This is a genomic window from Burkholderia sp. HAN2018, from assembly GCF_024704855.1.
In the GTDB taxonomy this organism is placed as follows: Bacteria; Pseudomonadota; Gammaproteobacteria; order Burkholderiales; family Burkholderiaceae; genus Burkholderia; species Burkholderia cepacia.
The window spans coordinates 38414-59280 of sequence record NZ_QOBB01000009.1; the positions used below are offsets into that span (position 1 = coordinate 38414).

Annotated in this window: 16 protein-coding genes; 10 read left to right on the forward strand and 6 right to left on the reverse strand. The window is 64.1% G+C overall.

Annotated features, from left to right (window positions below; genetic code table 11):
• Window positions 1-3: 3 nt before the first annotated feature.
• Complete coding sequence (gene glgB, locus DPV74_RS03685; RefSeq protein WP_162922934.1) at window positions 4-2262, reverse strand: 1,4-alpha-glucan branching protein GlgB; 2259 nt, start codon at window positions 2260-2262, stop codon at window positions 4-6.
• A 223-nt stretch (window positions 2263-2485) separates the two neighbouring features.
• Here glgB and glgA point away from each other — a divergent pair, with 223 nt between their 5' ends.
• The 3 genes from glgA (at window position 2486) to DPV74_RS03700 (ending at window position 7813) form a co-directional block, all read left to right on the forward strand.
• The gene (gene glgA / locus DPV74_RS03690; RefSeq protein WP_240439911.1) at window positions 2486-4168 is read left to right on the forward strand and encodes a glycogen synthase GlgA; all 1683 of its coding nucleotides are present in this window, start codon (window positions 2486-2488) and stop codon (window positions 4166-4168) included.
• Window positions 4169-4207: 39 nt separating this feature from the next.
• Window positions 4208-6718, forward strand: a complete 2511-nt coding sequence (gene glgP, locus DPV74_RS03695) for an alpha-glucan family phosphorylase (protein ID WP_119336536.1) — start codon at window positions 4208-4210, stop codon at window positions 6716-6718.
• Between the two features lie 372 nt (window positions 6719-7090).
• Window positions 7091-7813 (forward strand): Bax inhibitor-1/YccA family protein, encoded by a 723-nt coding sequence (locus DPV74_RS03700; protein WP_119336537.1) that lies wholly within the window; start codon window positions 7091-7093, stop codon window positions 7811-7813.
• 220 nt (window positions 7814-8033) lie between these two features.
• Here DPV74_RS03700 and DPV74_RS03705 read toward each other — a convergent pair whose 3' ends face one another.
• The 4 genes from DPV74_RS03705 to DPV74_RS03720 form a co-directional block, all read right to left on the reverse strand.
• Complete coding sequence (locus DPV74_RS03705) at window positions 8034-8213, reverse strand: hypothetical protein (RefSeq protein ID WP_059854736.1); 180 nt, start codon at window positions 8211-8213, stop codon at window positions 8034-8036.
• 577 nt (window positions 8214-8790) lie between these two features.
• Complete coding sequence (locus tag DPV74_RS03710) at window positions 8791-9672, reverse strand: helix-hairpin-helix domain-containing protein (protein WP_119336538.1); 882 nt, start codon at window positions 9670-9672, stop codon at window positions 8791-8793.
• A 72-nt stretch (window positions 9673-9744) separates the two neighbouring features.
• Window positions 9745-10083, reverse strand: coding sequence for an HPF/RaiA family ribosome-associated protein (locus tag DPV74_RS03715; protein ID WP_119336539.1), 339 nt, complete (start codon window positions 10081-10083; stop codon window positions 9745-9747).
• Between the two features lie 277 nt (window positions 10084-10360).
• Entirely contained in the window at window positions 10361-10867 is a 507-nt protein-coding gene (locus DPV74_RS03720) for a hypothetical protein (protein WP_240439912.1), read from the reverse strand.
• On the opposite strand from DPV74_RS03720, the gene DPV74_RS03725 reads away from it, so the two are divergent.
• A complete protein-coding gene (locus DPV74_RS03725; protein ID WP_240439913.1) occupies window positions 10845-11285 on the forward strand; it encodes a hypothetical protein in 441 nt (146 codons plus the stop codon). The two genes, DPV74_RS03720 and DPV74_RS03725, sit on opposite strands and share 23 nt — an antisense overlap.
• A gap of 287 nt (window positions 11286-11572) precedes the next feature.
• Here the strand turns inward: DPV74_RS03725 and DPV74_RS03730 are convergent, their stop codons facing one another.
• Window positions 11573-12940: a DUF3326 domain-containing protein gene (locus tag DPV74_RS03730; RefSeq protein WP_119336540.1), complete on the reverse strand. Its 1368-nt coding sequence runs from the start codon at window positions 12938-12940 to the stop codon at window positions 11573-11575.
• 495 nt (window positions 12941-13435) lie between these two features.
• Between DPV74_RS03730 and DPV74_RS03740 the strand changes: the two genes are divergently transcribed.
• From DPV74_RS03740 to DPV74_RS03765, 6 genes are all read left to right on the forward strand, one after another.
• Window positions 13436-14086 carry a dienelactone hydrolase family protein gene (locus DPV74_RS03740; RefSeq protein WP_119336541.1) on the forward strand — a complete coding sequence of 217 codons (651 nt, stop codon included), beginning with the start codon at window positions 13436-13438 and terminating at the stop codon, window positions 14084-14086.
• 173 nt (window positions 14087-14259) lie between these two features.
• On the forward strand, window positions 14260-15381 hold the full coding sequence (locus DPV74_RS03745; protein ID WP_240439914.1) for an efflux RND transporter periplasmic adaptor subunit: 1122 nt from the start codon (window positions 14260-14262) through the stop codon (window positions 15379-15381).
• Window positions 15382-15397: 16 nt separating this feature from the next.
• Window positions 15398-17521: an ABC transporter permease gene (locus DPV74_RS03750; protein WP_119336543.1), complete on the forward strand. Its 2124-nt coding sequence runs from the start codon at window positions 15398-15400 to the stop codon at window positions 17519-17521.
• A 55-nt stretch (window positions 17522-17576) separates the two neighbouring features.
• The gene (locus DPV74_RS03755; RefSeq protein WP_162922935.1) at window positions 17577-19106 is read left to right on the forward strand and encodes an efflux transporter outer membrane subunit; all 1530 of its coding nucleotides are present in this window, start codon (window positions 17577-17579) and stop codon (window positions 19104-19106) included.
• Window positions 19107-19343: 237 nt separating this feature from the next.
• The gene (locus DPV74_RS03760) at window positions 19344-19997 is read left to right on the forward strand and encodes a dienelactone hydrolase family protein (protein WP_119336545.1); all 654 of its coding nucleotides are present in this window, start codon (window positions 19344-19346) and stop codon (window positions 19995-19997) included.
• A 95-nt stretch (window positions 19998-20092) separates the two neighbouring features.
• Window positions 20093-20806: a phosphoribosyltransferase gene (locus DPV74_RS03765; RefSeq protein WP_119336561.1), complete on the forward strand. Its 714-nt coding sequence runs from the start codon at window positions 20093-20095 to the stop codon at window positions 20804-20806.
• Window positions 20807-20867 lie beyond the last annotated feature (61 nt).

A 20867-nucleotide genomic window follows, 5' to 3' on the forward strand; every position in this document is an offset into this window, starting at 1 on the left:
CCTTTAACTGGACGGCGCCTCGAACACCAGCATGCTCAGTGGCGGCAAGGTCAGTTCGAGGCACTGCTGCTCGCCATGCCAGGGCTCCGGCTTGCTGGCGGACTGTCCGAGATTGCCTGCGCCGCTGCCGCCGTATTCTGCGGCATCGCTGTTCAGGATCTCGCGATAGGTGCCGGCAATTGGTATTCCTACCCGGTAGTGGGTACGACACACAGGCGTCAGGTTGCAGACGGCCACGACGAAATCGTCCGGCGTGTCGCTGACGCGGCGCCATGCCAGCACACCCTGCAGCCGGTCGGAGCAGTCGATCCAGCGGAAACCTTCGCTGCTGCAATCACGTCGATGCAGGCACGGAACAGTGCGATAGAGCCGCCCGAGATCGCGGACCAGGCGAAGCACCCCCGCATGCCCGGGATCGTCCAAACAGCCCCAATCGAGTTCGCTGTCGTGATCCCATTCGCGCGACTGCCCGAATTCGCCGCCCATGAAGAGCAGCTTCTTGCCCGGGTGCAGGAATTGAAACGCGAGGTAGAGACGAAGGTTCGCAAAGCGCTGCCAGCGATCGCCGGGCATCTTGGACAGCAGCGATCCCTTGCCGTGCACGACCTCATCGTGTGAGAGCGCCAGGACGAAGTTCTCCGTCCATGCATAGAGGATGCCGAAGGTCAACTGATCGTGATGAAAGCGTCGATGGACCGGGTCGCGCCGCATGTAGGCGAGCGTATCGTTCATCCAGCCCATGTTCCACTTGTAGTCGAAGCCGATCCCGCCGGAGTCGACCGGCCGGCTCACCATCGGCCATGCGGTCGAGTCCTCTGCGATGGTGATCGCGCCGTGCGGCGCCTCACGACGGACGGTGTCGTTGAAGCAGCGAAGAAACGCGACGGCGTCGAGGTTCTCCCTGCCGCCAGAGGAATTGGGGATCCATTCATGGGCTGCGCGATCGTAGTCGAGATACAGCATCGACGCGACCGCGTCGACCCGCAGTCCGTCGATATGAAATTCGCGTAGCCAGTAGAGCGCATTGGCTATCAGGTAGTTGGCCACCTCGGCTCGGCCGACGTTGAATACCAGTGTGCCCCACCGGTGGTGCACACCCATGCGGGGATCCTCGTGTTCGTAGAGGCAGGTGCCGTCGAATCGGGCGAGACCGTGCGCATCGCGGGGAAAATGACCCGGCACCCAGTCCAGCAGGACACCGATACCGGCCCGGTGGCATCGGTCGATGAAGCCGCGCAGGGCATCGGCAGTGCCCCAGCGGCGCGACGGCGCGAACGGCGACACGATCTGGTAACCCCAGGAGCCAGCGAAGGGGTGCTCTCCGAGCGGCATCAGCTCGATGTGCGTGAAGCCCAGATCGAGCACATACGGGATCAGCGCGTCGGCGAGATCGTCGTAGGAATACGTCCGGCCGTCAGGGTGCCGGCGCCAGGAGCCGGTGTGAACCTCATAGACGGAGATCGGCGCGTCCGGGCGCTGGCGCATGTGCCGACTTTCCATCCACACCTCGTCGGTCCAGCAAAACGCCGACGGCTCGCACACACAAGATGCGGTCGCTGGTGGCACCTCGGCAAGCTGAGCGAACGGGTCGGCTTTGAGCATCACGGTGCCATCGCGGGTTCGTACCTCGTACTTGTAGAGCGCTCCGGGGCCGACACCCGGCATGAAGCACTCCCATACGCCGCACTCGGCGCGGCGCCGCATGACGTTCAGGCGCCCGTCCCAGTCGTTGAACGGGCCGACCACGCTGACCCGCTGCGCATTGGGCGCCCAGACGGCAAAGGTCGTGCCGTCGAGACCGCCATGACGGCAGGCGTGCGCACCGAGATGCCGATACGCATTCCAATGCCGCCCTTGCGCGAGCAGATGGCAATCGAGGCTGCCCAGTACCCGCGGCGCGGCATACGGGTCGTCGAGTTCGCACTGGCTGCCTTCCTCGTGCACGCGGAATCGGTACGAAAACGGGCCACCCGGGGCAGCGAACTTGCCAGCATACAGACCACCGTCATCGATCCTGTCCAGTGCTCCCAGCACGTTGCCGGAGTCGCGATCGATCAGATCGACGCGCGTCGCGCGAGGCAGGAAGCAGCGCACCGTGACCGTGTCTCCTACCGCGTCCGGATGCATGCCGAGGATCGCGAAGGGGTCGGCGTGCTCACCGGCCAGCAGCAGCGACGCGTCGCCTGGCGCGATGAGCGTGCGGCGCGACGCAGAGGGCCTATTGTGGCGATCGTCGATATGCATCGCAGCATCGCGTTTCATGACGGGGTTCCGATGGCGTCGCGCGTCGGCGCCGCAATGCCGCAGGACGGGTTCAGTCTGTTCCGCGCGCGCAGCCAAATGCACCGTGCCTTGTTCGGCACCGGCGTCGTCACATCGTCTAACCGGGAGGCTACCGCCTGTTTGACACGAGTCAACGATTTGCCGGTACGAGCGCGCGAAAGTAGCAGCAGGCGGGCAGCTCATGGCGTGACAGGAGTCCGGAATGAAAATCTTCGAAGGAGACACGTTTGGCCGGCAGCCACTGTTGCCGGCGATGGGCCGCGCGCAACGCATTCTTTTTGTCTCGGCGGAAGCATTCCCGCTGGCGAAAACGGGTGGATTGGCGGACGTCTGCGCCGCGTTACCGAAGGCGCTCGCCCGACTCGGTTGCGATGTGAGATTGTTGGTTCCGGGCTATGCCGACGCGTTGGGGCAACTGTGCGATCCACGTGTCGTCGCCGAACTGAGGGACCTGTTGCCGGGTACGGACGTTCGTCTGATCGCTGGTACGCTGCCCGGGACAGCGCTGCCGGTACTGCTCGTCGATTGCCCGGTGCTGTATTGTCGACCGGGTGCGTTGTATGTCGATGCCGACGGCCGCGACTGGGCGGACAATGCGCGGCGCTTCGCGGTGCTGTGTCACGTCGCGGCATGGGTGGCGCTTGGCCGGGGCGGTGACGGATGGCGGCCGGACGTCGTACATGCCCATGACTGGCACGCTGGACTCGTGCCGCTCCTCCTGCGCCGGTCCGGGCCATCGGCGCCCCCGAGCGTATTCACGATACACAACGCCGCGTTCCAGGGAAATTTCCCCTTGTCGGAGGCGGATTCGCTTGGCTTGCCGGCCGACGTTCTCGATGTCGATGGTATCGAATTCTATGGGCAGCTTTCTTTCCTGAAAGCTGGTGTGCGCTTCGCCGACAAGCTCACGACGGTGAGTCCTGGCTATGCGCGCGAGATCCAGGAATCGGAGTACGGATGTGGCCTGGAAGCGCTGTTTACGGCGCGCGCCGACGATCTGACTGGCATCATGAACGGTATCGACACCGAGCTTTGGAACCCGGCGGCGGATCCGCTGCTGCCGTGTGTTTATTCGATTGATGACACAAGCGGCAAGGCCGCGTGCAAATCCGCGCTGCAGCACGAGATGGGACTCCGGCTAGACGCGCAGGCGCCGCTCGTCGCGAGCGTTTGCCGTTTGACCCACCAGAAAATGTCGGACGTGCTCCTGCATGCGCTGCCGCAGATGCTCGACCGGCATCCGCGACTGCAGGTCGCGATTCACGGGCGCGGAGATCGCGAACTCGAGGCAGGATTTCTCGCACTCGCGGCGGGGCGGGACGATGGGAGGCTGGCCGTCCACATTGGATATGACGAGGGGCGCGCGCATCGTCTGCAGGCCGGTGCCGACATTCTGCTACAGGGGGCCAGATTCGAACCTTGCGGCCTTACCCAGCTTTACGCGATGCGCTACGGCACGATTCCGATCGTGACGCGTATAGGTGGCTTGGCCGACAGCGTCGTTGATCATGATGGCGCCTTCCACCAAGAAGGTGCCACCGGCTTTACGTTCGACCACCCAAGCTGTGATGCGATGCTCGGTGCGCTTCATCGCTGCGTGGACCTGTATGCGGCCGATCCGGCCGGATGGTCGACGCTTTGCCGATTCGTGATGTCGCGCGATTCGGGGTGGTCGCGGTCTGCGATGACCTATCTGAATCTGTACGGCAAGCTAGCCGCAGCCAATCAGGCTTACCCCGTCGCGGCGGTCGAGTTGCCGGCGCGAGTGTGGACCGACGTCTCAACGACGCAGGCCACGGCACCGCGGCAACCACGTACGGCAACGGTACGCGAGGAGCGTGAGGGTGCGATGCCGCTCATGGCAGATGGCTGGCAGCGGGGTTGACCGGGCGGGATTGTTGCCGCCGTCGATGACGATGACATCATGTTCGCTTTCCCGGCCCGGCCGTTGCCCCAATCGCTCGAAGCGTTGACCGAACTCGCGCTCAACCTGCGCTGGACCTGGAACCATGCGCTCGATGAACTGTGGAAAGCGATCGATCTCGAGCTATGGGAGCGCACCGGGAACCCGTGGATCATTCTGCAAAACGTGTCGCAACGTCGACTGGATGAACTATGCGTCGACGAGCGATTCAACACGACGCTCGTCTCGGCACTTTCGGACTTGCGAAGTTACATGAGTGACGAGGGGTGGTGGCACACTCGGGAAGCGTCGGACGGTATCAGGCCGGTCATCGCATATTTCAGTATGGAATTCGGCCTCAGTGAAGCCTTTCCTCTGTATGCGGGGGGCCTTGGTGTGCTGGCGGGTGATTTTCTGAAGACAGCGAGCGATCTTGGGATACCGTTGATCGGTATCGGTTTGCTGTTCCACGAAGGGTACTTTCGCCAGGGTATCGACGCAGATGGGTGGCAGCGCGAAGCGTATCCGTATAACGATCCGACGAGTCTGCCGATACAGCCGGTCGTCGACGCTGACGGCGCATGGCTGAAAGTTCGGCTCGAATTGCCGGGGCGTTCGCTGTTCCTTCGGGTGTGGCAGGCGATCGTCGGCCGCACCAAGCTCTATTTGCTCGACAGCAACGACCTGCTCAACCGTGTAGCCGACCGGGCGATCACATCAAAGCTTTATGCGGGCGGCGTGGAAATGAGGCTGCTCCAGGAAATGTGCCTCGGCGTCGGTGGCTATGCAACGCTCGATGCGCTGAATGTGCACCCGGACGTGTGTCACCTCAACGAAGGGCATGCGGCGCTTGTCGTACTGGAGCGGGCACGGCGCTTCATGACGCAAGCCGGCTGTACATTCCGCGACGCGTGGTGGGCGACTCGCGCCGGCAACGTTTTTACTACCCATACGCCGGTGTCAGCCGGCTTCGATCGATTTCCGCCTGCCCTGGCCCTTGCCTATCTCGGCCAGTACGCGCACGACTTCGATATCGCACCGCAGGCGCTGCTGGCGCTGGGCCGAATCGACCGCTCAGACTCTGCGGAGCCGTTCAACCTCGCGTGCCTGGCAATGCGGGGAGCTGCGCAAACCAACGCTGTGAGTCGCTTGCATGCGGACGTCACCCGCGCCATGTTTGCAACACTGTATCCGCGCTGGCCGACGGAGGAAACGCCGATTTCGTACGTGACAAATGCGGTCCATGTTCCCACCTGGGATTCGGCGTGGTCCGATGCCTTATGGACGGACGCATGCGGCAAGGCCCGCTGGCTGGGTGCCACCGATGACCATGCAAACGCGATCCTGGCCACGAGCGATGAAGCGCTATGGGCGCTGGCGGGCGAACAGCGGCGGGATCTCGTGCGTTTCGCGCGTGAGCGTCTTGCATGGCAACTCGGACAACGCGGGGAGCCTCAGGAAAAGGTCGCGGATGCATCGCGGGTTCTGGATCCGAACATTCTGACGATTGGGATCGCGCGCCGGTTTACCGGCTACAAGAGGCCGAACTTGCTGCTCACCGATCCGGCGCGTCTGGAGCGCCTGCTGACGAATGAGCCGCATCCTGTCCAGTTGATTGTCGCGGGCAAGGCACATCCCGACGATAGGGAAGGGAAGTCGTTGATCCATGCATGGTTCAACTTCAGTCATATTCCACAATTGCGGAATCGGGTCGTGTTTCTCGAGGACTACGATATCGCGATTGCCCAGCAACTCGTCCAGGGAGTGGATGTCTGGGTGAATACCCCACGTCGGCCTTGGGAGGCATGCGGCACAAGCGGCATGAAAGTGCTCGTCAACGGCGGACTGAACGTCTCATCGCTCGACGGATGGTGGGCGGAAGCCTATCGGCCGGATCTCGGCTGGGCGATCGATTCGAGTTCGGACGGAACCGATGACGAGGACGCGTCGCATCTGTATGAACTTCTGGAGCGCGAGATCGTGCCGGCATTTTACGGGCGCGACGAACTGGGTATTCCGCGGGAATGGGTGAAGCGCATGCGGGCGAGCATGGCGGTATTGGCGCCTCGATTCAGCAGCAACCGGATGCTGCGCGAGTATCTAGAAAACTACTATCTACCTGCTGCTTCCGTGTTCCGGAACCGGTCGCGTAATCGCGGGGAGGTAGCGCGCGAGCTTGCCGCGTGGGCAGCGAATCTGGAGTCGCGATGGCACGAGCTGCATTTCGGATCGTTGAGCGCTTGCCGGGAAGGGGACGAATGGCGCTTCTGCCTGCCGGTATATTTTGGCGAGCTTCCTTCCGAATGGTTGCGAGTCGAATTATTTGCTGACAATGACAATGACGATCACGGTGCTTCGGAATGCTGGTCGATGGTTCGGGGAGAGCCGATCGCGGGGTCAATGCACGGATATATCTTTCGGGCCTCGGTCAAGACGCCGAGACCGGCCGAACACTACACGCCCCGAGTGCGTGCGTGTCGGGAGGGCGTGTTTACGCCGTCGGAGATCAGTACGGTCGCATGGTATCGATAACAATCCGCTGCGGGTCGTTCTCGGCCAAGGGTAGCTGCTGCGATGCCCCTCAGGTGACATCGATAGTGCGAGACGCACAACTTCATGAAATCCCGAGAACTTCTCATTTCTCGATCGACGACCACTCACGAAGTGAAATCTTTACTTCGCAATCGGTGAGGACATCATTTGGGTTTCCGCCTGACGGTTTCAAACGCCCGCGTCGCCGCTGAATAGAGACGGTGGGATACAACGGGTGTCAATCGCAACGGCTGGTCGCATTGACGAGTTGACGTGCATCAACGTGCCCGGTGCCGCGCGGTGCGAGATTGGCGATACCAATGGCAGGGTCGACGGATAGCCGCCAGTGCTGCGATCTCAGGAGGATTGACCATGGCAAACGATCGTCCCAAGGCGGCTCGGGAAAATGGGGAATGGCCTTTATTGGATGCTGGCGGCATCGGCCTTCTGCAGTATCTGCGTCGCGTTTATAACTATATGGCTTGCGGGCTAGCAGTGACAGGCGTCGTTGCTTACGTTGGAGCAACGAGCGGCCTCTACATTTCGATCGCCGGAACGCCCCTCATCTGGGTCGTGTTGCTCGCTCCGCTAGCGTTGGTCATGTTTCTGAGCTTCCGCATCGAGCGCATTAGCCTCGGCGCAGCGCAGATTTGTTTCTGGGTCTATGCGGCACTAGTCGGACTGTCTCTTGCGGGGATCTTCCTCGTATATACGGGCGAGAGCATTGCACGTGTTTTCTTCATTAGTGCGCTCACCTTCGGCGCGATGAGCATCTATGGTTACTCGACGCGGGCCGACCTCTCACGCTTTGGCTCGTTTCTGTTCATGGGGCTGATCGGGATCGTCATCGCCGGGTTCGTGAATCTCTTCGTGGGTTCCACGGCACTGCAGTTCGTCGTTTCCGTGATCGGCGTGCTCGTGTTCACGGGCCTTACGGCATACGACACGCAGCGGATCAAGAACATCTATACAGCGGGCGAAGTTGACGAGAACGCCGGAAAAAAGGCGATCATGGGCGCGCTTGCCCTCTATCTTGATTTTCTTAACCTCTTTCTAATGTTGATGCGACTCTTCGGTAACCGCCGCCGCAGCTAGAAGAACAATTGCGGATCGAAACCGAGAGCGCCGCGGCAAGCCTCGGCGGGATCGCCGCCGAAGCAAGCGGGGTCCGCCGGGAAAGTGGGCAGCACCCAAGCGCGCTAAGCTGCTCCGACCGGCACGGATCGAGCACCCGTGCGGGCGGCAAACTTCCGTCCATGCGAACAGGCCGAGGGCAGGAATGCCCCAGGCATTGCCCGCCGAGACCGGCCGCACATCATGTTGGTTTAGCCTGAGAATTGACGCCGCCCAACACCTCGAGTGCGGCGAGTCGGGCATTCACCAGCTCCGCATGCAGCTTGATCGCCCGGATCAGAAATTGAACGTCCTCGTTTTCGCTTTTCGAAGCAAGGTCATCGAATTCTGCCCACAGCTCATTTATCCGTTCGGCGCGCATGGCGACTCCTTTGGCGTGTGTAAAGAACAACGTTGAACGGCAGATTGCAACATCCTTGATGCCGTACGAACAGCATCCGCATTCACCCGCCTTGGGTGCTGATCTGGATCAAGGGGCGCAACTTCGAGGCATCGCTCGACACTCGGAGCGGCAGGTGGGGCCGGCAGATACTCGTGCGCGCTGCAAAGCTGCGCGTGCTGTGGCTCGGATTGTTAACATCGGGTATTCGTGGCGTTCACCACTTCAGGCGAATCAAGAAGGAACACCAGGATGTTCGGATGCTCGTTCCGACATTGCATTCTGCGCAGACCCATGCGGTTCGCGAATTCAGGGCTGTGAATCGCCCCAGTTTTCGAGGAGGCCGGATGGTTCATGTCAAGACCGTTGCAACGGCCTCGCTGGCGGGTTTCTGCCAATGGTTTGGCTCAGCGTCATCCGACGGTGTGTATCCGATGGGCTCAAGCAGTCGGACAGCGGTGAAACAGTGCATCCATTGCAATGTGGCGAGTTCGTCGGATTCACCGGTTTTCCGCGCCGCTCGGCATCGTGCGCACGGCCGTGACCGGTCGACATCCATTCACGCCGCAGCGTAATGCGCCCGGCATTCCGTCTCGCGCCCGCGTACCACTCTTCGTCCGACGAGCGACCCACGCGTCTCGGTAACGACGGTCCGCTGATTTTCCTCATGACCGTCGTTGTAGAAATAGAGCACGACCCAGTCCTTGACGCGTCCGAGTTCGTGCGCGTGCAGCGTGTTGGAGAAGAGTGCCGTGAAATGCCATCCATCCCGGGTGACGTGAAGCACCGGTAGCCACGCCTTGCCCTGCGGGTTCAGTCGCCGGGGCGCAATGGTCGGTAGCGCCCCGGCGGCGGCTTTCTCGCGATAGAGCCGATCTACCTCGAGAAGCAGGGAGACGTCAGGTTCGGCCTGCGGCGCGGCGCGTCGCCGGAGAGGTGGCCAGCGCTGCGGCCGGCTCAACATGTCGTTGAGTGCCGCGCGAACGCTTGCCGTACGTCGCGGGCCCATGCCTTCGATCCGGTCGAGACGTCCATCGCGGGCGGCCAGTTCGAGATCCTCGAGCGTCTCGACACCCAGCGTATCGTGAATGCGCGCGGCAAGTTCCGGGCCGATGCCAGGAACCGTCTGGAACAGGGCCGCAGGATCGGCATCCCCGCGTAGCCGCTCCAATTGGCCCCAGCGATCGGTGATTAGCATTTCGGCGATGGCGCTCGCGATGCCCTTGCCGACGCCCGGGATCGCATCGAGCGCATCGATACCCCCTTTATCAAAGAGGGCGCGGATGTCCGAGCCGAGATGAGCGATGGTGTTCGCAGCAGTGCGATACGCGCCGACCCGGAATGGATTGGCGCCTTGCGCGTCGAGACGCCGCGCCGCCTCCAGCAGACATCCGGCGATGCGCTGATTGTCCGGGAACGCGAGGGGTGCGGTGGTGTGCATTCGTCAACCTCGGCGCCGATCGGCGTTGCCACTTGTGCGCTCGTGCCGGATGGAACGCCATGCGGGGATGCGCTACAGGCGTTCCGCGTGTCGTTTGACCTGACCATGCAGTTTACGTACTGCGTCTTCGAGCATACGCGTGACGTCGTTGAACGCATCGCGCAGCGCGATGTACACGTCTTCGTCACGCTCGCTGTCTGACACCAGCTCATGCCCGGGAATCGTCAAGTCGATGCGGACATTGAACGACTTTCCCCGATGCTTGTGCTTCTCGTCCAGAATCACGCTGACGCGGCGGCGCATGATGTCGGGGCAGAATTTGTCGAGCTTCGACGCATGCGTTCTCACAGCCTCCTCGATGCCGTCCGAGCGCGTCATGCCCTGAAAGGAGATTTCCAGAGGTAGTTTCATGGTCTGGTTCGCTCGAAGTTGCGATCGATCCATGAAAAAGCGAATGTTTTCGCATGTTCATGAACCGGTCGGCGGAGCCGAAGGAGTACCGATAGCGTTAATTCTGTGATCAGCGGTTTGTCACGGCATGACACAGGTCAATCGTGTGTGTGGGGCATGAGACAAGAACCTTCGAATCAACTTCGAAGTGACCGGCATATACGTGTATGGGCGGATGCGCATGGCATGCCACGGGTCAAAAGCCCCCGCCAGCCATCCGGTTTGCGTCGATGGCGGTCTACCCCCTTGACGGGGGGAGCAAGCCTAGCTCGCGCAATTCCCGGTACGACAGTTCGCGCCTGCGCACGCCGTAGAGGCCGCGCCTGCCGTAAATGTGCTCCAGATCGAAAAGGTCGGAAGGATTGACCAGCCGCCCCAGCACCGCATCGAACACGGTCTGTCCTGGCACCGGCCGTTCGCCGCGCTCATGAGGCGCGAACGGAAGATGACCGAGTTCGACCCGGTACCAGATGTCACCGATCTTATGCGCCTGCGCGTGCGCGGACATTTTGCGCATGCGGCCATGCAGTTCCGCCTTGCGGTGCGCCGCACGATTTTGTCTCTTCTGCTCGGGAGAGACGTAATGCGCGTTCCGGAGCAACGTGCCGAGTTCCGGGTGTACGTAGAATTCGGAATTCGCCACTTCCAGCGGCACTACGCCCGCGCGAGGCAAATGGATCCGCACGCGTCCTTGCTTCATCGAAGTATTGGTGGCGACGAGCGTGCCGAAGATTTCCGGACTCACCCGTGGCTGCGTCGCTGCCCATGCCGCGCGATATTCGTCGCGCACCGCGAGCCAAGGCGCTCCGACGTGCGCTGAAAGGAAAGTGCGCAGCGCCGAAACGCCCGAGGGCTGCCGCGGTGCTCTCGATGCCAAAGGGGCGGATTGCAGAACCTTGCCTTACAACGTGGGCCGGAAATTGCGATTTGCCTTGACCATTGAAGTTACGTCTCCCGCGGCGCCTGGATTCCGGAATTCATTCTTTGGTGGCGACTACCGTTCGTTCATGACGCACATCAACGCCGCCCTTCGTGCAATGCCGGCTTCGCGCGAAGTGGCGGACATCGAAGGCGAAGGGCGCGGGCTCGACGAAGTCGAACAGGTCGTCGACGCGCAGCGTCGGGCATTCCTGCCCGAACGGGCCGCCGGTCTGCTCCATTGATCTGCGCGATGGCTGCCGCAACGGCCTGCCCATCTCGACTGCCGTTCCTCACCGGTGCGGATATTCGTACCCGTTGCATTGGAGTGCATCAACGCCTGCCGGGCGCCACGCGCTAACCTGAGCGCTCGACAACGCGCGAAGCACTTCGCGCGCGTTGGCGACGTCGTCGTGATCAAAAACCTTTGCATGAATCGGCGTCACTTCATTCGTCCGCCTGTTCGCGTGCGGACGCGCGAAAGCATGTAAAACGCCCCGGCTGCTGCACTGCGAAAAAGGGACGACAGCCATCAGATTTCGGGGAGATACACGGCAGCTGGCAGGGCCGCATGCGTATCTTCGGACGCCGGCGTGCTTGCGACGACGATCGGTGCGCAAAGCGGCCGCCGCAACGCCGCCGGAGCGATGCCGTGCCGTATTGCAGCCAGCAGCCCGGCCGCCTCGAGATAGTTGTCGACTTCGTGATACTGACCAGGGGCCCATGGCAGTCCGCCCAGGTCATTGCGCATGATGCTTGCATTGCCGCGCACCGCGATCACGGGGATCCGCTGTTCGAGTGCTGCGAGCACCGGCAGGCCGAGGCACCCGCCCGGAATCACGATACACGACACGTTGGCTGCGGTGACGACGTCACTTGCACGCATGTCGGCGGCATGCGTGATAAGGCGCGGGCTTTGCCGCAAGCCCTTCAGTACGCACATGAAGAAGCCGGTCGAGATCGCTTCCGCGGCCATTCGCGGATCGACCACGCCGAGATCCTCGAGTGCAACGGCCTGCGACTCGTACATCGGCGCATGCGCGGCCGGCACGTCTAGCAGTGCCGACAGCGCATGGGTCAGCAATGCCTCGACGCCGCCCCAGGGATTGACGAGCTCGCCGTGGCTGCGAAAGTACTTGACGCGGCAAGCCGGGTCGACCGCCACGCGCGTCGACAGCGCAATCGCGTCGTAATCGCCGCGCCGCGCGGCCAGCAGGGCAACGAGCCGGTCGAGATGCTGGACCGTTCCGGCCGCCCGGCCGGACGCCGTGAAATGCGACGCCAGCGCGATCGATGGATCGACGAGCGCGATACCGGCATTATGCATGCCGAACGTCGCCCCGGCCGCGGCGACCGAATTCAGCGTCGCATGCAGGATCGGCGCGTCCGGATGCTGCTCGACGACGGACAGCACGCGATTCGCGCGCACGCGTTTCAATCCCGCCGTGCCCATCAGCAGTCGCGCAAGCGCGCTACCCTCGACGTAGAGTGCGTTGGGGGGGAGCTCGTTGAGATCGGACGCGTTGACCGCGTTCGGATGCGTGATCAACGTATCGCAGGTGGTGGCCAGCAGGTTCACGACCGGATTCGCATCTCCGGCGTGTCCGCCGACCACGCAGCCGATTCCCGTCGGGATCACGAGTGCGACATTGAACGACGAAACGTTTTCGTCGGCACGGCGAAGGAACCGGAACAACGTGCCCGACGAGTATGTTGGCGGAGCGCCGTCAATCACGGCAACCTCGCAATGCCAGATGCCAGCGGCGCTGTCCGCGACGACGAAGCGGATCGGTACCGACGCGGCGCCCAGTTGCTTTTGCACGGCCTTGCCGAGTGCCGGAAAGAACGATCCCGGTTCTGACGGGCGGGGAATGTCGATTTCGAGTTCGCGGACCAACATAACGCCTCCTTGATGGTCGGTGCGCTGTTATCGGCCTCATTCTGGTTCGCCTGCCTGCGGTACCGTTGATGCAGGTCAAGCGTGCCAAGTGCGGCGAATCCAGGCCTGCCGCTGCGGGCAGGGGCGTCTTGCCCCCAGAACCTGCATGCGGTTACCAGACGATGCCTTGGAATTTAGACATATACCCGCCGTCGATGCGCAACCTGCCGCCGCGGGTGCGCGACAAGGCGATCGAGATCGCGAACGCGCTGCTGCGACAGGGCCGCAGCGGGGCAGCGCGATTCGCATCGCAATCGCGCAGGCAAAGCGCTGGGCCGGCTCGCACACGGAGCGCCGCGACTCGTGGTATTCCGGCACGGGAAACGCACCCTTGTCCGGGTTCGCGACCCGGACAGGTTTGCCGCCCGCTGATCTGTATCAACCGCACCCTGCGGCGCATGGCCTACCGTGGCCGGTATCGGTGACCATCTCGGACCAACGCAAGCGGAGCATCGCATGCAAACGCGCGACATCGTGATGTCGATCGACAGAACGCGGCTCGAAGGCGTGCTGAAGACGCCGTATGAGGCGCGCGACTTCGTCATGTTCTCGCACGGCAGGGGCAGCAGTCGCCTGAGTCCGCGCAACCGCTTGGTTGCGGCGACGCCCGTGAATGCGGGGTTCGCGACACGCCTGTTCGATCTGTTCGCTCGCAACGAGGAATGCTTCGACAGTCGCGCGGCAATCTATCGCTTCAATATCCCGCTGCTCGCAGGTGGTCTGTCAGCCGCGATTGCATGGGCACGGGCCCGGCCGGATATCGGATCGTTGAAGATCGGCCTGTTCGGCGCGAGCACGGGTGCGGCGGCCGCACTCGTCGCGGCCGCGAATGATCCGGCGGTCGGTGCCGTCGTGTGCCGCGGCGGCCGTCCCGACCTGGCCGGCGACACGCTCGAGCATGTGAGCGCGCCGACGCTGCTGATCGTCGGCGCGCGTGACGAGCAGCTGCTACATCTGAACCGGCTGGCCGCAGTGCACCTCACGTGCGAAACCGAGATCGAAATCGTACCCGGCGCCCCCCATCTGTTTGAGGAACCAGGCGCACTCGACATGGTCGCGTGGCTCGCTGTGTCATGGTTCATACGCTGGCTTTCGGCCGGTCTCTGATAGAGGGTTCGTTCGTGGCCGATTCGCCTGACAAAAGCAACGTTCTGAATTCGCGAGACGCTGGCGGCGGCTCGGTGGCGCACCGTGCCGGCAGCGTCCCGCGCCCGCACCGGCGGCATGTCGCACGGACGTGGCTGGCTGTCGCCGGTCTGCTGCTGCTCGGTGCCGCATCCGTGGCTTGGTGGTTCGCCGAGAACCGCAGCGAGCCCGTCCGTTACGTGACGGCACCCGTTACACGCGGGCCGATTGCGCGCACGGTCACGGCGACCGGCACGGTCAACCCCGTTCTGACGATCATCGTCGGCAGCTACGTGTCCGGCGTGATCCAGAGCCAGTTTTGCGATTTCAATACCAAGGTCCACAAAGGCCAGCTCTGCGCGAAAATCGATCCGCGACCCTACCAGACCGTCGTCAATCAGGCGCGCGCCGAACTGGCGAATACGCGCGCGCAGATCGTCAAGGATCGCGCCCAACTCGATTACGCAAGGCAGAACTACGAACGCGACGCGAAACTGCTGAGCCACGGCATCGTGTCCCAGGACACCGCCGACAACGCGCGCAGCGTCTACGAACAGGCGAAGGCGCAAGTCGCCGTCGATGCGGCGGCGATCGAGGAAAAGTCAGCTGTTCTCGACACCGCACTCGTCAACCTCGGCTACACCGACATCGTGTCTCCCGTCGACGGCACCGTCGTCTCGCGCAACATCACCATCGGCCAGACCGTCGCCGCGAGCTTCCAGACGCCGATGCTGTTCCTGATCGCGACCGACCTGACGCGCATGCAGGTGGACACGAACGTCAGCGAGAGCGACATCGGCGATCTGCATGAAGGCGATGCCGCGACCTTCACCGTAGAAGCGTTTCCGAAGCGGCGGTTCGAAGGGCAGGTTGTGCAGGTGAGGCAGGCGCCGCAGACCGTGCAGAACGTCGTGACGTACGACGTTGTGGTCGGCGTCGCGAACGACGACTTGAACCTGAAGCCGGGGATGACGGCGACGACGCACATCGTCATCGACCGGCATGACCACGCGTTGCGCGTGCCGGATCAGGCGCTGCGCTACACGCCATCCGGCGCGGGCGCGAACCTGGCGGGGCAGCCGTCCGCGGCCCGGGTCTGGGTGATTCGCGACGGCCGCCCCATCGCGGTCGCCGTGGCGACCGGGCTCGACGACGACACGTATTCCGAGGTGACGCGCGGGGTGCTCGCAGAGGGCGATCGAGTGATCGTCGCCGAAACGGCTGCGCACGCCGGCACCGGCCCCGGCACCGTCGCCGCGCCCCAGTTGCGCCGATGACGACGCGAGGCGTGCGATGGGCGAGATCGTAGTCGAGCTGACGGACGTGGCAAAGGTCTATTCGACGGGCGGCGTCGAAGTCCGCGCGCTCGACGGCGTCAGCCTCCGCATCGAACGCGGGGAATTCATCGCGGTCATGGGCTCGTCGGGTTCCGGCAAATCGACGCTGATGAACGTGCTCGGCTGCCTTGATCGCCCGAGCGATGGTCGCTATGTGCTGGAAGCGGTAGACACTGCCGGCCTCACCGAGCCCGAGCTCGCGCGTATCCGCAGCAGCCGGATCGGCTTCGTGTTCCAGAGCTTCAATCTCCTCGCGCGCACGAGCGCGCTCGAAAACGTCGCGCTGCCGCTCTTCTACGCGGCGACGGGGCCCGCGAGCCGCACGGAGCGCGGGGCACGCGCGCGGCAGGCGCTGCGCTTCGTGGGTCTCGCCGATCGTGAGCGCAATACCTGCAGCCAGCTCTCCGGCGGCCAGCAGCAGCGCGTCGCGATTGCGCGGGCACTGATCGGCAACCCAAGCATCTTGCTGGCCGACGAGCCGACCGGTAATCTCGACACGCGCACGTCGCACGACATCATGTCGATGCTGGTCGCGCTCAATCGCGAACATGGGATGACGATCGTGGTCGTCACGCACGAAGCCGACATAGCGGCCTATACGGACCGCGTCGTGACGATGCGCGACGGCAGGATCGTGTCCGACGAGCGCCGCGACACGCGTGCCGGCACCCGCGGGGGCATCTACGCGGATAAGACGGCCGGGGCACCGCCCGGCGGCGAGCCCGCACCCATGCCGCTCGCCCCCCCGGCGATGCCGGGCGGCCAGCCGCTGCCGGGCTTCGCGGCGATGACGCTGTCCGCCGCCGCGCTCGCGCTCTGGCGCAACAAGATGCGCTCGGCGCTCACCGTGCTCGGCGTCTTCATCGGCGTCGCCGCGCTGATCGCGATGGTCGCCGTCGGCAAGGGCGCCAACGAGGCGGTGCGCAAGCAGATCGAAAGCCTCGGCACCAACCTGCTCGTCGTCGTCCCCGGCGCGACGACGGCCACGGGCGTGCGCGCCGGCTCCGGCAGCGCGTCGACGCTGACCGTCGACGACGCGCGCGCGCTGCGGCGCGAGGACACGGCCGTCAGCTCGGTCAGCTACGTGATCCGCCAGATCGGGCAGATCGAGTACAGCGGCCAGAACTGGTCGACAAGCATCCAGGGGATCGCCCCCGGCTATCTCGAGACCACGGGCTGGCACATCGCGGCCGGGCGCACGCTCGACGAAAGCGATGAGGGGGACGTCGCGATGGTCGCGCTGATCGGACAAACCGTGTATCAGCAACTGTTTGTGCAAGGCGAAAACCCCGTCGGCGCGAAGATTCTTGTGAAGGGCGCGCCGCTGCGCATCGTCGGCCTGCTCGCGGCAAAAGGGCAGACGGCGTACGGGCAGGACCAGGACGATGTGCTGATCCTGCCGTTCAGCGCGGCCGAACAGAAGGTGCTCGGCGTAGCAGTGCCGACCCAGGCCCAGACGTCGGCCGATCCGTATTTCCCGCCCGTCGCGAACCCGTACGGCACCGTTCCGCGACTCACCGGCTACGTCAACCAGATCTATGTGCAGGCCACGAGCCCGTCGCTCGTGCAGACCGCGATCGGTCAGGTGACCGACACGCTGCGGCGCCGGCATCACCTGCGAGCGGCCGACAGCAGCGATTTCGCGGTGCGCAACCTGAGCCAGATCGCGGAAACGGCAGAGGGCAGCAGCCGCATCATGGCGCTCCTGCTGGCCACCGTCGCGTCGATTTCGCTGCTCGTCGGCGGAATCGGCATCATGAACATCCTGCTCGTGTCGGTCACCGAGCGTACGCGCGAGATCGGGCTGCGCATGGCGATCGGCGCCCGCCGTCTGCACGTGCTGCTGCAATTCCTCGTCGAGGCCGTCTTCCTCAGCGTCGCGGGAGGCGTGGGCGGGATCGTCTTCGGCATCGCCGCGTCGGAAATGATCACGGCCATTGCGCATTGGCCGATCCTGCTGTCACCGGCGGCCATCGCGGGCGGTTTCGCGTTTTCGGCCGCCGTGGGCATCTTCTTCGGCTACTACCCGGCGAGGAAGGCGTCCCGGCTCAACCCGATCGAGGCGCTGCGCTATGAATGACCGGTCCGACATGGCTCTCCGCCGTCTCCCGACGTGTCGCCGATTGCTCCGGCGCATGCGGGCGGGCGCGCTGCTGGGTGCGGTTCCGCTGCTCGCCGGGTGCGCGGCAGGGCCCGACTACGTGCCGCCCGCGCCGCCGCCCGACACCGGCTTCCTGCCGTCCCCCGCGGCGTTCCCGCCGGCAGGCCGCGGCGACGGCACCCAGCATGCGCAAACGGGCGCGGCCGTGCCCGATCGCTGGTGGAGCGCGTTCGCTTCGTCGCAACTCGACGACACGGTCGCGCAGGCGATCGCCGGCAGCCCGACGCTCGAGACCGCGCGCGCGACGCTCGCTCAGGCGCAGCAGGCGATCCTGGCGGCGCGCGGCGGGATGTTCCCGCAAGCGGATATCGCGGCCAGCGGCGAACGTGCCCGCACGGGCGTCGGCGGGGCCGCCCATGGGGTAGACAATCTGCTCACCGTCGGCCCAACCGTCAGCTACGACCTCGACCTGTTCGGCCGCGTGCGGCGGCAGGTCGAACAGCAGGCGGCGCTGGCCGAGTCCCAGCGCGACGCGCTCGCCGCCGTCTATCTCGCGTTGACCGGCAACACGGTCACGCAGGCGCTGACGGCAGCGAGCGCGCGCGAGCAGATGGCCGCCGTCGACGACATCGTCGCGGTGGACCGGCACAACGTCGAACTCGTCCGCATCGAGCGGGAGGTGGGCAAGGCGTCGGACAGCGATGTCCTCGCGGCTCGCAGTCAGCTGGCATCCGACCTCGCGCTCGCGCCGCCGCTCGCGCAGCAGTTGAGCGCGGCAGAGGACGCGCTCGCGATTCTGGTCGGCAAAACGCCGGCACGCTGGCAGGCGCCGCGTTTCGATTTCGGCACGCTTGCGTTGCCGCTCGACATTCCCGTCAGCCTGCCGTCGGCATGGGTGCAGGCACGGCCCGACATTCGGGCTGCTCAGGCGCAGCTCCATGCCGCAAGCGCCGCGATCGGCATCGCAACGGCACAGCTCTATCCGGACGTGACGTTGCGCGTTTCGTGGACGCAGGCGGCGAGCGCGATGGGGCCGCTGTTCGACTCGGCGAACCGTCTGTGGTCCGTCGCGGCCGCGTTGACCGCGCCGGTGTTTCATGGCGGCACGCTGAAGGCGCAGCAGCGCGAGGCGATCGATGCGTTCGACGCGCAACTCGGCACCTACCGGCAAACGGTGCTGACAGCGTTCGGCCAGGTCGCCGATACGCTGCGTGCGCTCGAGCACGATGCGGACGCGCTCGCTGCGCAACGTGAAGCGCTGGACATGGCGAAAGCGTCGCTCGACCTTGAACAGGAGAGCTATCGTGTCGGAATCGCGAGCCTCGTTGACGTGCTGCAGGCACAGCGCCTGTACGCGCAGGCGCGCGTCGGCTACGCGAGAGCGAAAGGGCAGCGGTATGTCGATACGGCCCAGCTTTACGTCGCGATGGGCGGTGACGCGCACGCGTGGACGCAACGCGATGCCGGGCAGAGTGAACCGGCCGCCGGCGCGGCTCGCGACACTCTCCGTCTCGACGCGGGGCCGGTGACTGCACGTCTATCGGTGAAGCCCACGGTGCATTAACGATTATGGCGACGGTGTGCCACCGGGACCAGATGGTTGTCCCGTGGTCATCCGGTCGGTTGCAGTATTTGTCCACTGTGGGCAGTTGATCGGCATCAATTGCGAGCGCGACGCAGACACGATGATTTAAACAAGAGGCGTCGCCGTCGTGCTCGATCGAGCGCAATGGCATGGCATATGCCGGGGCCTATGTGGTTGGCACCGCGTTGCGCAGCGCGATGATGCGAGGAGAGACGGATGGAGACGCAGGAGGTGGAGATTCCCGTTGATCATGTAACGCTTGGCGGGATTCTGGAGATTCCGGTTGGCGCCCGCGCGGTCGTCGTGTTCGTGCACGGCAGCGGCAGCAGCCGCTTCAGTCCGCGCAACCGGCAAGTGGCGGCAGGTCTGCATCATGCGGGTTTCGCAACGCTGCTGTTTGACCTGCTGACGCGCGAGGAGCAGCGAGAAGACGACGTCGACGCGACGTACCGTTTCAATATTGCGCTGCTGGCTCGCCGGCTGGAGGCGACCCTGGCCTGGCTGGCGCAAAGGACAGATATCGGGTCGCTCAAGGTCGGCCTGTTCGGCGCGAGCACTGGCGCTGCAGCAGCGCTCGTCGCGGCTGCGGCGGCGAGTTCGGTGAGCGCCGTCGTGTCGAGGGGCGGGCGGCCTGACCTCGCGCGGACGGCGCTCCCGTCGGTCTGCGCGCCAACACTGTTGATCGTTGGCGAACTCGACACCGAGGTGATTCGGCTGAATCGTAAGGCCGCCGAGCAACTGACCTGTGAGCACCGCATGGCAATCGTGGCGGGCGCGACGCACCTGTTCGAAGAGCCCGGCGCGCTTGACCAGGTGATGCGCCTTGCCGCTGGCTGGTTTGTACGTTGGCTGGCTGCCCGGTCATTCTGAACGCAGAACCTTGCCGTATCGCACGTGCAAGTATGTACATCGAGCTTCCCCTGCATTACCTGGACGCTCGGCATATCGCCTACTGGATATTGGCCATGAGTACCATTTTTCGGAATCGAACCGATGCGGGCAAGCAGCTCGCCGCAGTGCTGGAGCGTTACGCCGGACGCAGCGATGTCGTGGTGCTGGCATTGCCGCGCGGAGGCGTGCCGGTTGGCTATCAGGTAGCGAGGCAATTGCGCTGCCCCTTCGACGTCCTTGTCGTGCGTAAACTGGGGGCGCCGCAGAATCCGGAGCTTGCGATCGGGGCAATCGCGACGGGCGGCGCACTCTATCTCAATGAGTCGGTGCTGCGTGCCGTCCCTGTCACGGAGCAACAGGTGCTCGATGCCATCGCGCGCGAACGCGTCACGCTTGAACGACGCGAGCTGGCCTACCGGGGACGGCGGCCGCCGGCTGCGGTAGAAGGCAAAACCGTCATTGTCGTGGATGACGGCATGGCGACTGGATCAACGATGCAAGCGGCCCTTGATGCACTACGCACACGGCGCCCCAAGCGAATTGTCGTCGCGGTGCCGGTGTGCCCGGTCGGGGCCGAATCCCGTTTTGCTTCAATTGCCGACGACTTCATCTACGTGATGCAGTCGGACTGGTTCATGGGCATTAGCCAGTTCTATGCCGACTTTGCGCAAACGAGCGACGAAGAGGTGCGAACCTGCATCGTCGCCGCGCAGGATTGGCAACAGGACGCTTCGAGCGATGATGACGGGCACGTGCGTACCTCGGCACCGGAGGGTGGCACGCATTGATCGGCATCTCTACTGGAGAGTTGTGCAAACCGCAGCCCGTGGGGCTGCCGGCCATTCAAGG

What these genes read in the sequence shown, in the direction of transcription:
- glgB (WP_162922934.1), bottom strand. Translation starts at nt 2,262, where the DNA reads ATGAAACGCGATGCTGCGATGCATATCGACGATCGCCACAATAGGCCC.
- glgA (WP_240439911.1), top strand. Translation starts at nt 2,486, where the DNA reads ATGAAAATCTTCGAAGGAGACACGTTTGGCCGGCAGCCACTGTTGCCG.
- glgP (WP_119336536.1), top strand. Translation starts at nt 4,208, where the DNA reads ATGTTCGCTTTCCCGGCCCGGCCGTTGCCCCAATCGCTCGAAGCGTTG.
- DPV74_RS03700 (WP_119336537.1), top strand. Translation starts at nt 7,091, where the DNA reads ATGGCAAACGATCGTCCCAAGGCGGCTCGGGAAAATGGGGAATGGCCT.
- DPV74_RS03705 (WP_059854736.1), bottom strand. Translation starts at nt 8,213, where the DNA reads ATGCGCGCCGAACGGATAAATGAGCTGTGGGCAGAATTCGATGACCTT.
- DPV74_RS03710 (WP_119336538.1), bottom strand. Translation starts at nt 9,672, where the DNA reads ATGCACACCACCGCACCCCTCGCGTTCCCGGACAATCAGCGCATCGCC.
- DPV74_RS03715 (WP_119336539.1), bottom strand. Translation starts at nt 10,083, where the DNA reads ATGAAACTACCTCTGGAAATCTCCTTTCAGGGCATGACGCGCTCGGAC.
- DPV74_RS03730 (WP_119336540.1), bottom strand. Translation starts at nt 12,940, where the DNA reads ATGTTGGTCCGCGAACTCGAAATCGACATTCCCCGCCCGTCAGAACCG.
- DPV74_RS03740 (WP_119336541.1), top strand. Translation starts at nt 13,436, where the DNA reads ATGCAAACGCGCGACATCGTGATGTCGATCGACAGAACGCGGCTCGAA.
- DPV74_RS03750 (WP_119336543.1), top strand. Translation starts at nt 15,398, where the DNA reads ATGGGCGAGATCGTAGTCGAGCTGACGGACGTGGCAAAGGTCTATTCG.
- DPV74_RS03755 (WP_162922935.1), top strand. Translation starts at nt 17,577, where the DNA reads ATGCGGGCGGGCGCGCTGCTGGGTGCGGTTCCGCTGCTCGCCGGGTGC.
- DPV74_RS03760 (WP_119336545.1), top strand. Translation starts at nt 19,344, where the DNA reads ATGGAGACGCAGGAGGTGGAGATTCCCGTTGATCATGTAACGCTTGGC.
- DPV74_RS03765 (WP_119336561.1), top strand. Translation starts at nt 20,093, where the DNA reads ATGAGTACCATTTTTCGGAATCGAACCGATGCGGGCAAGCAGCTCGCC.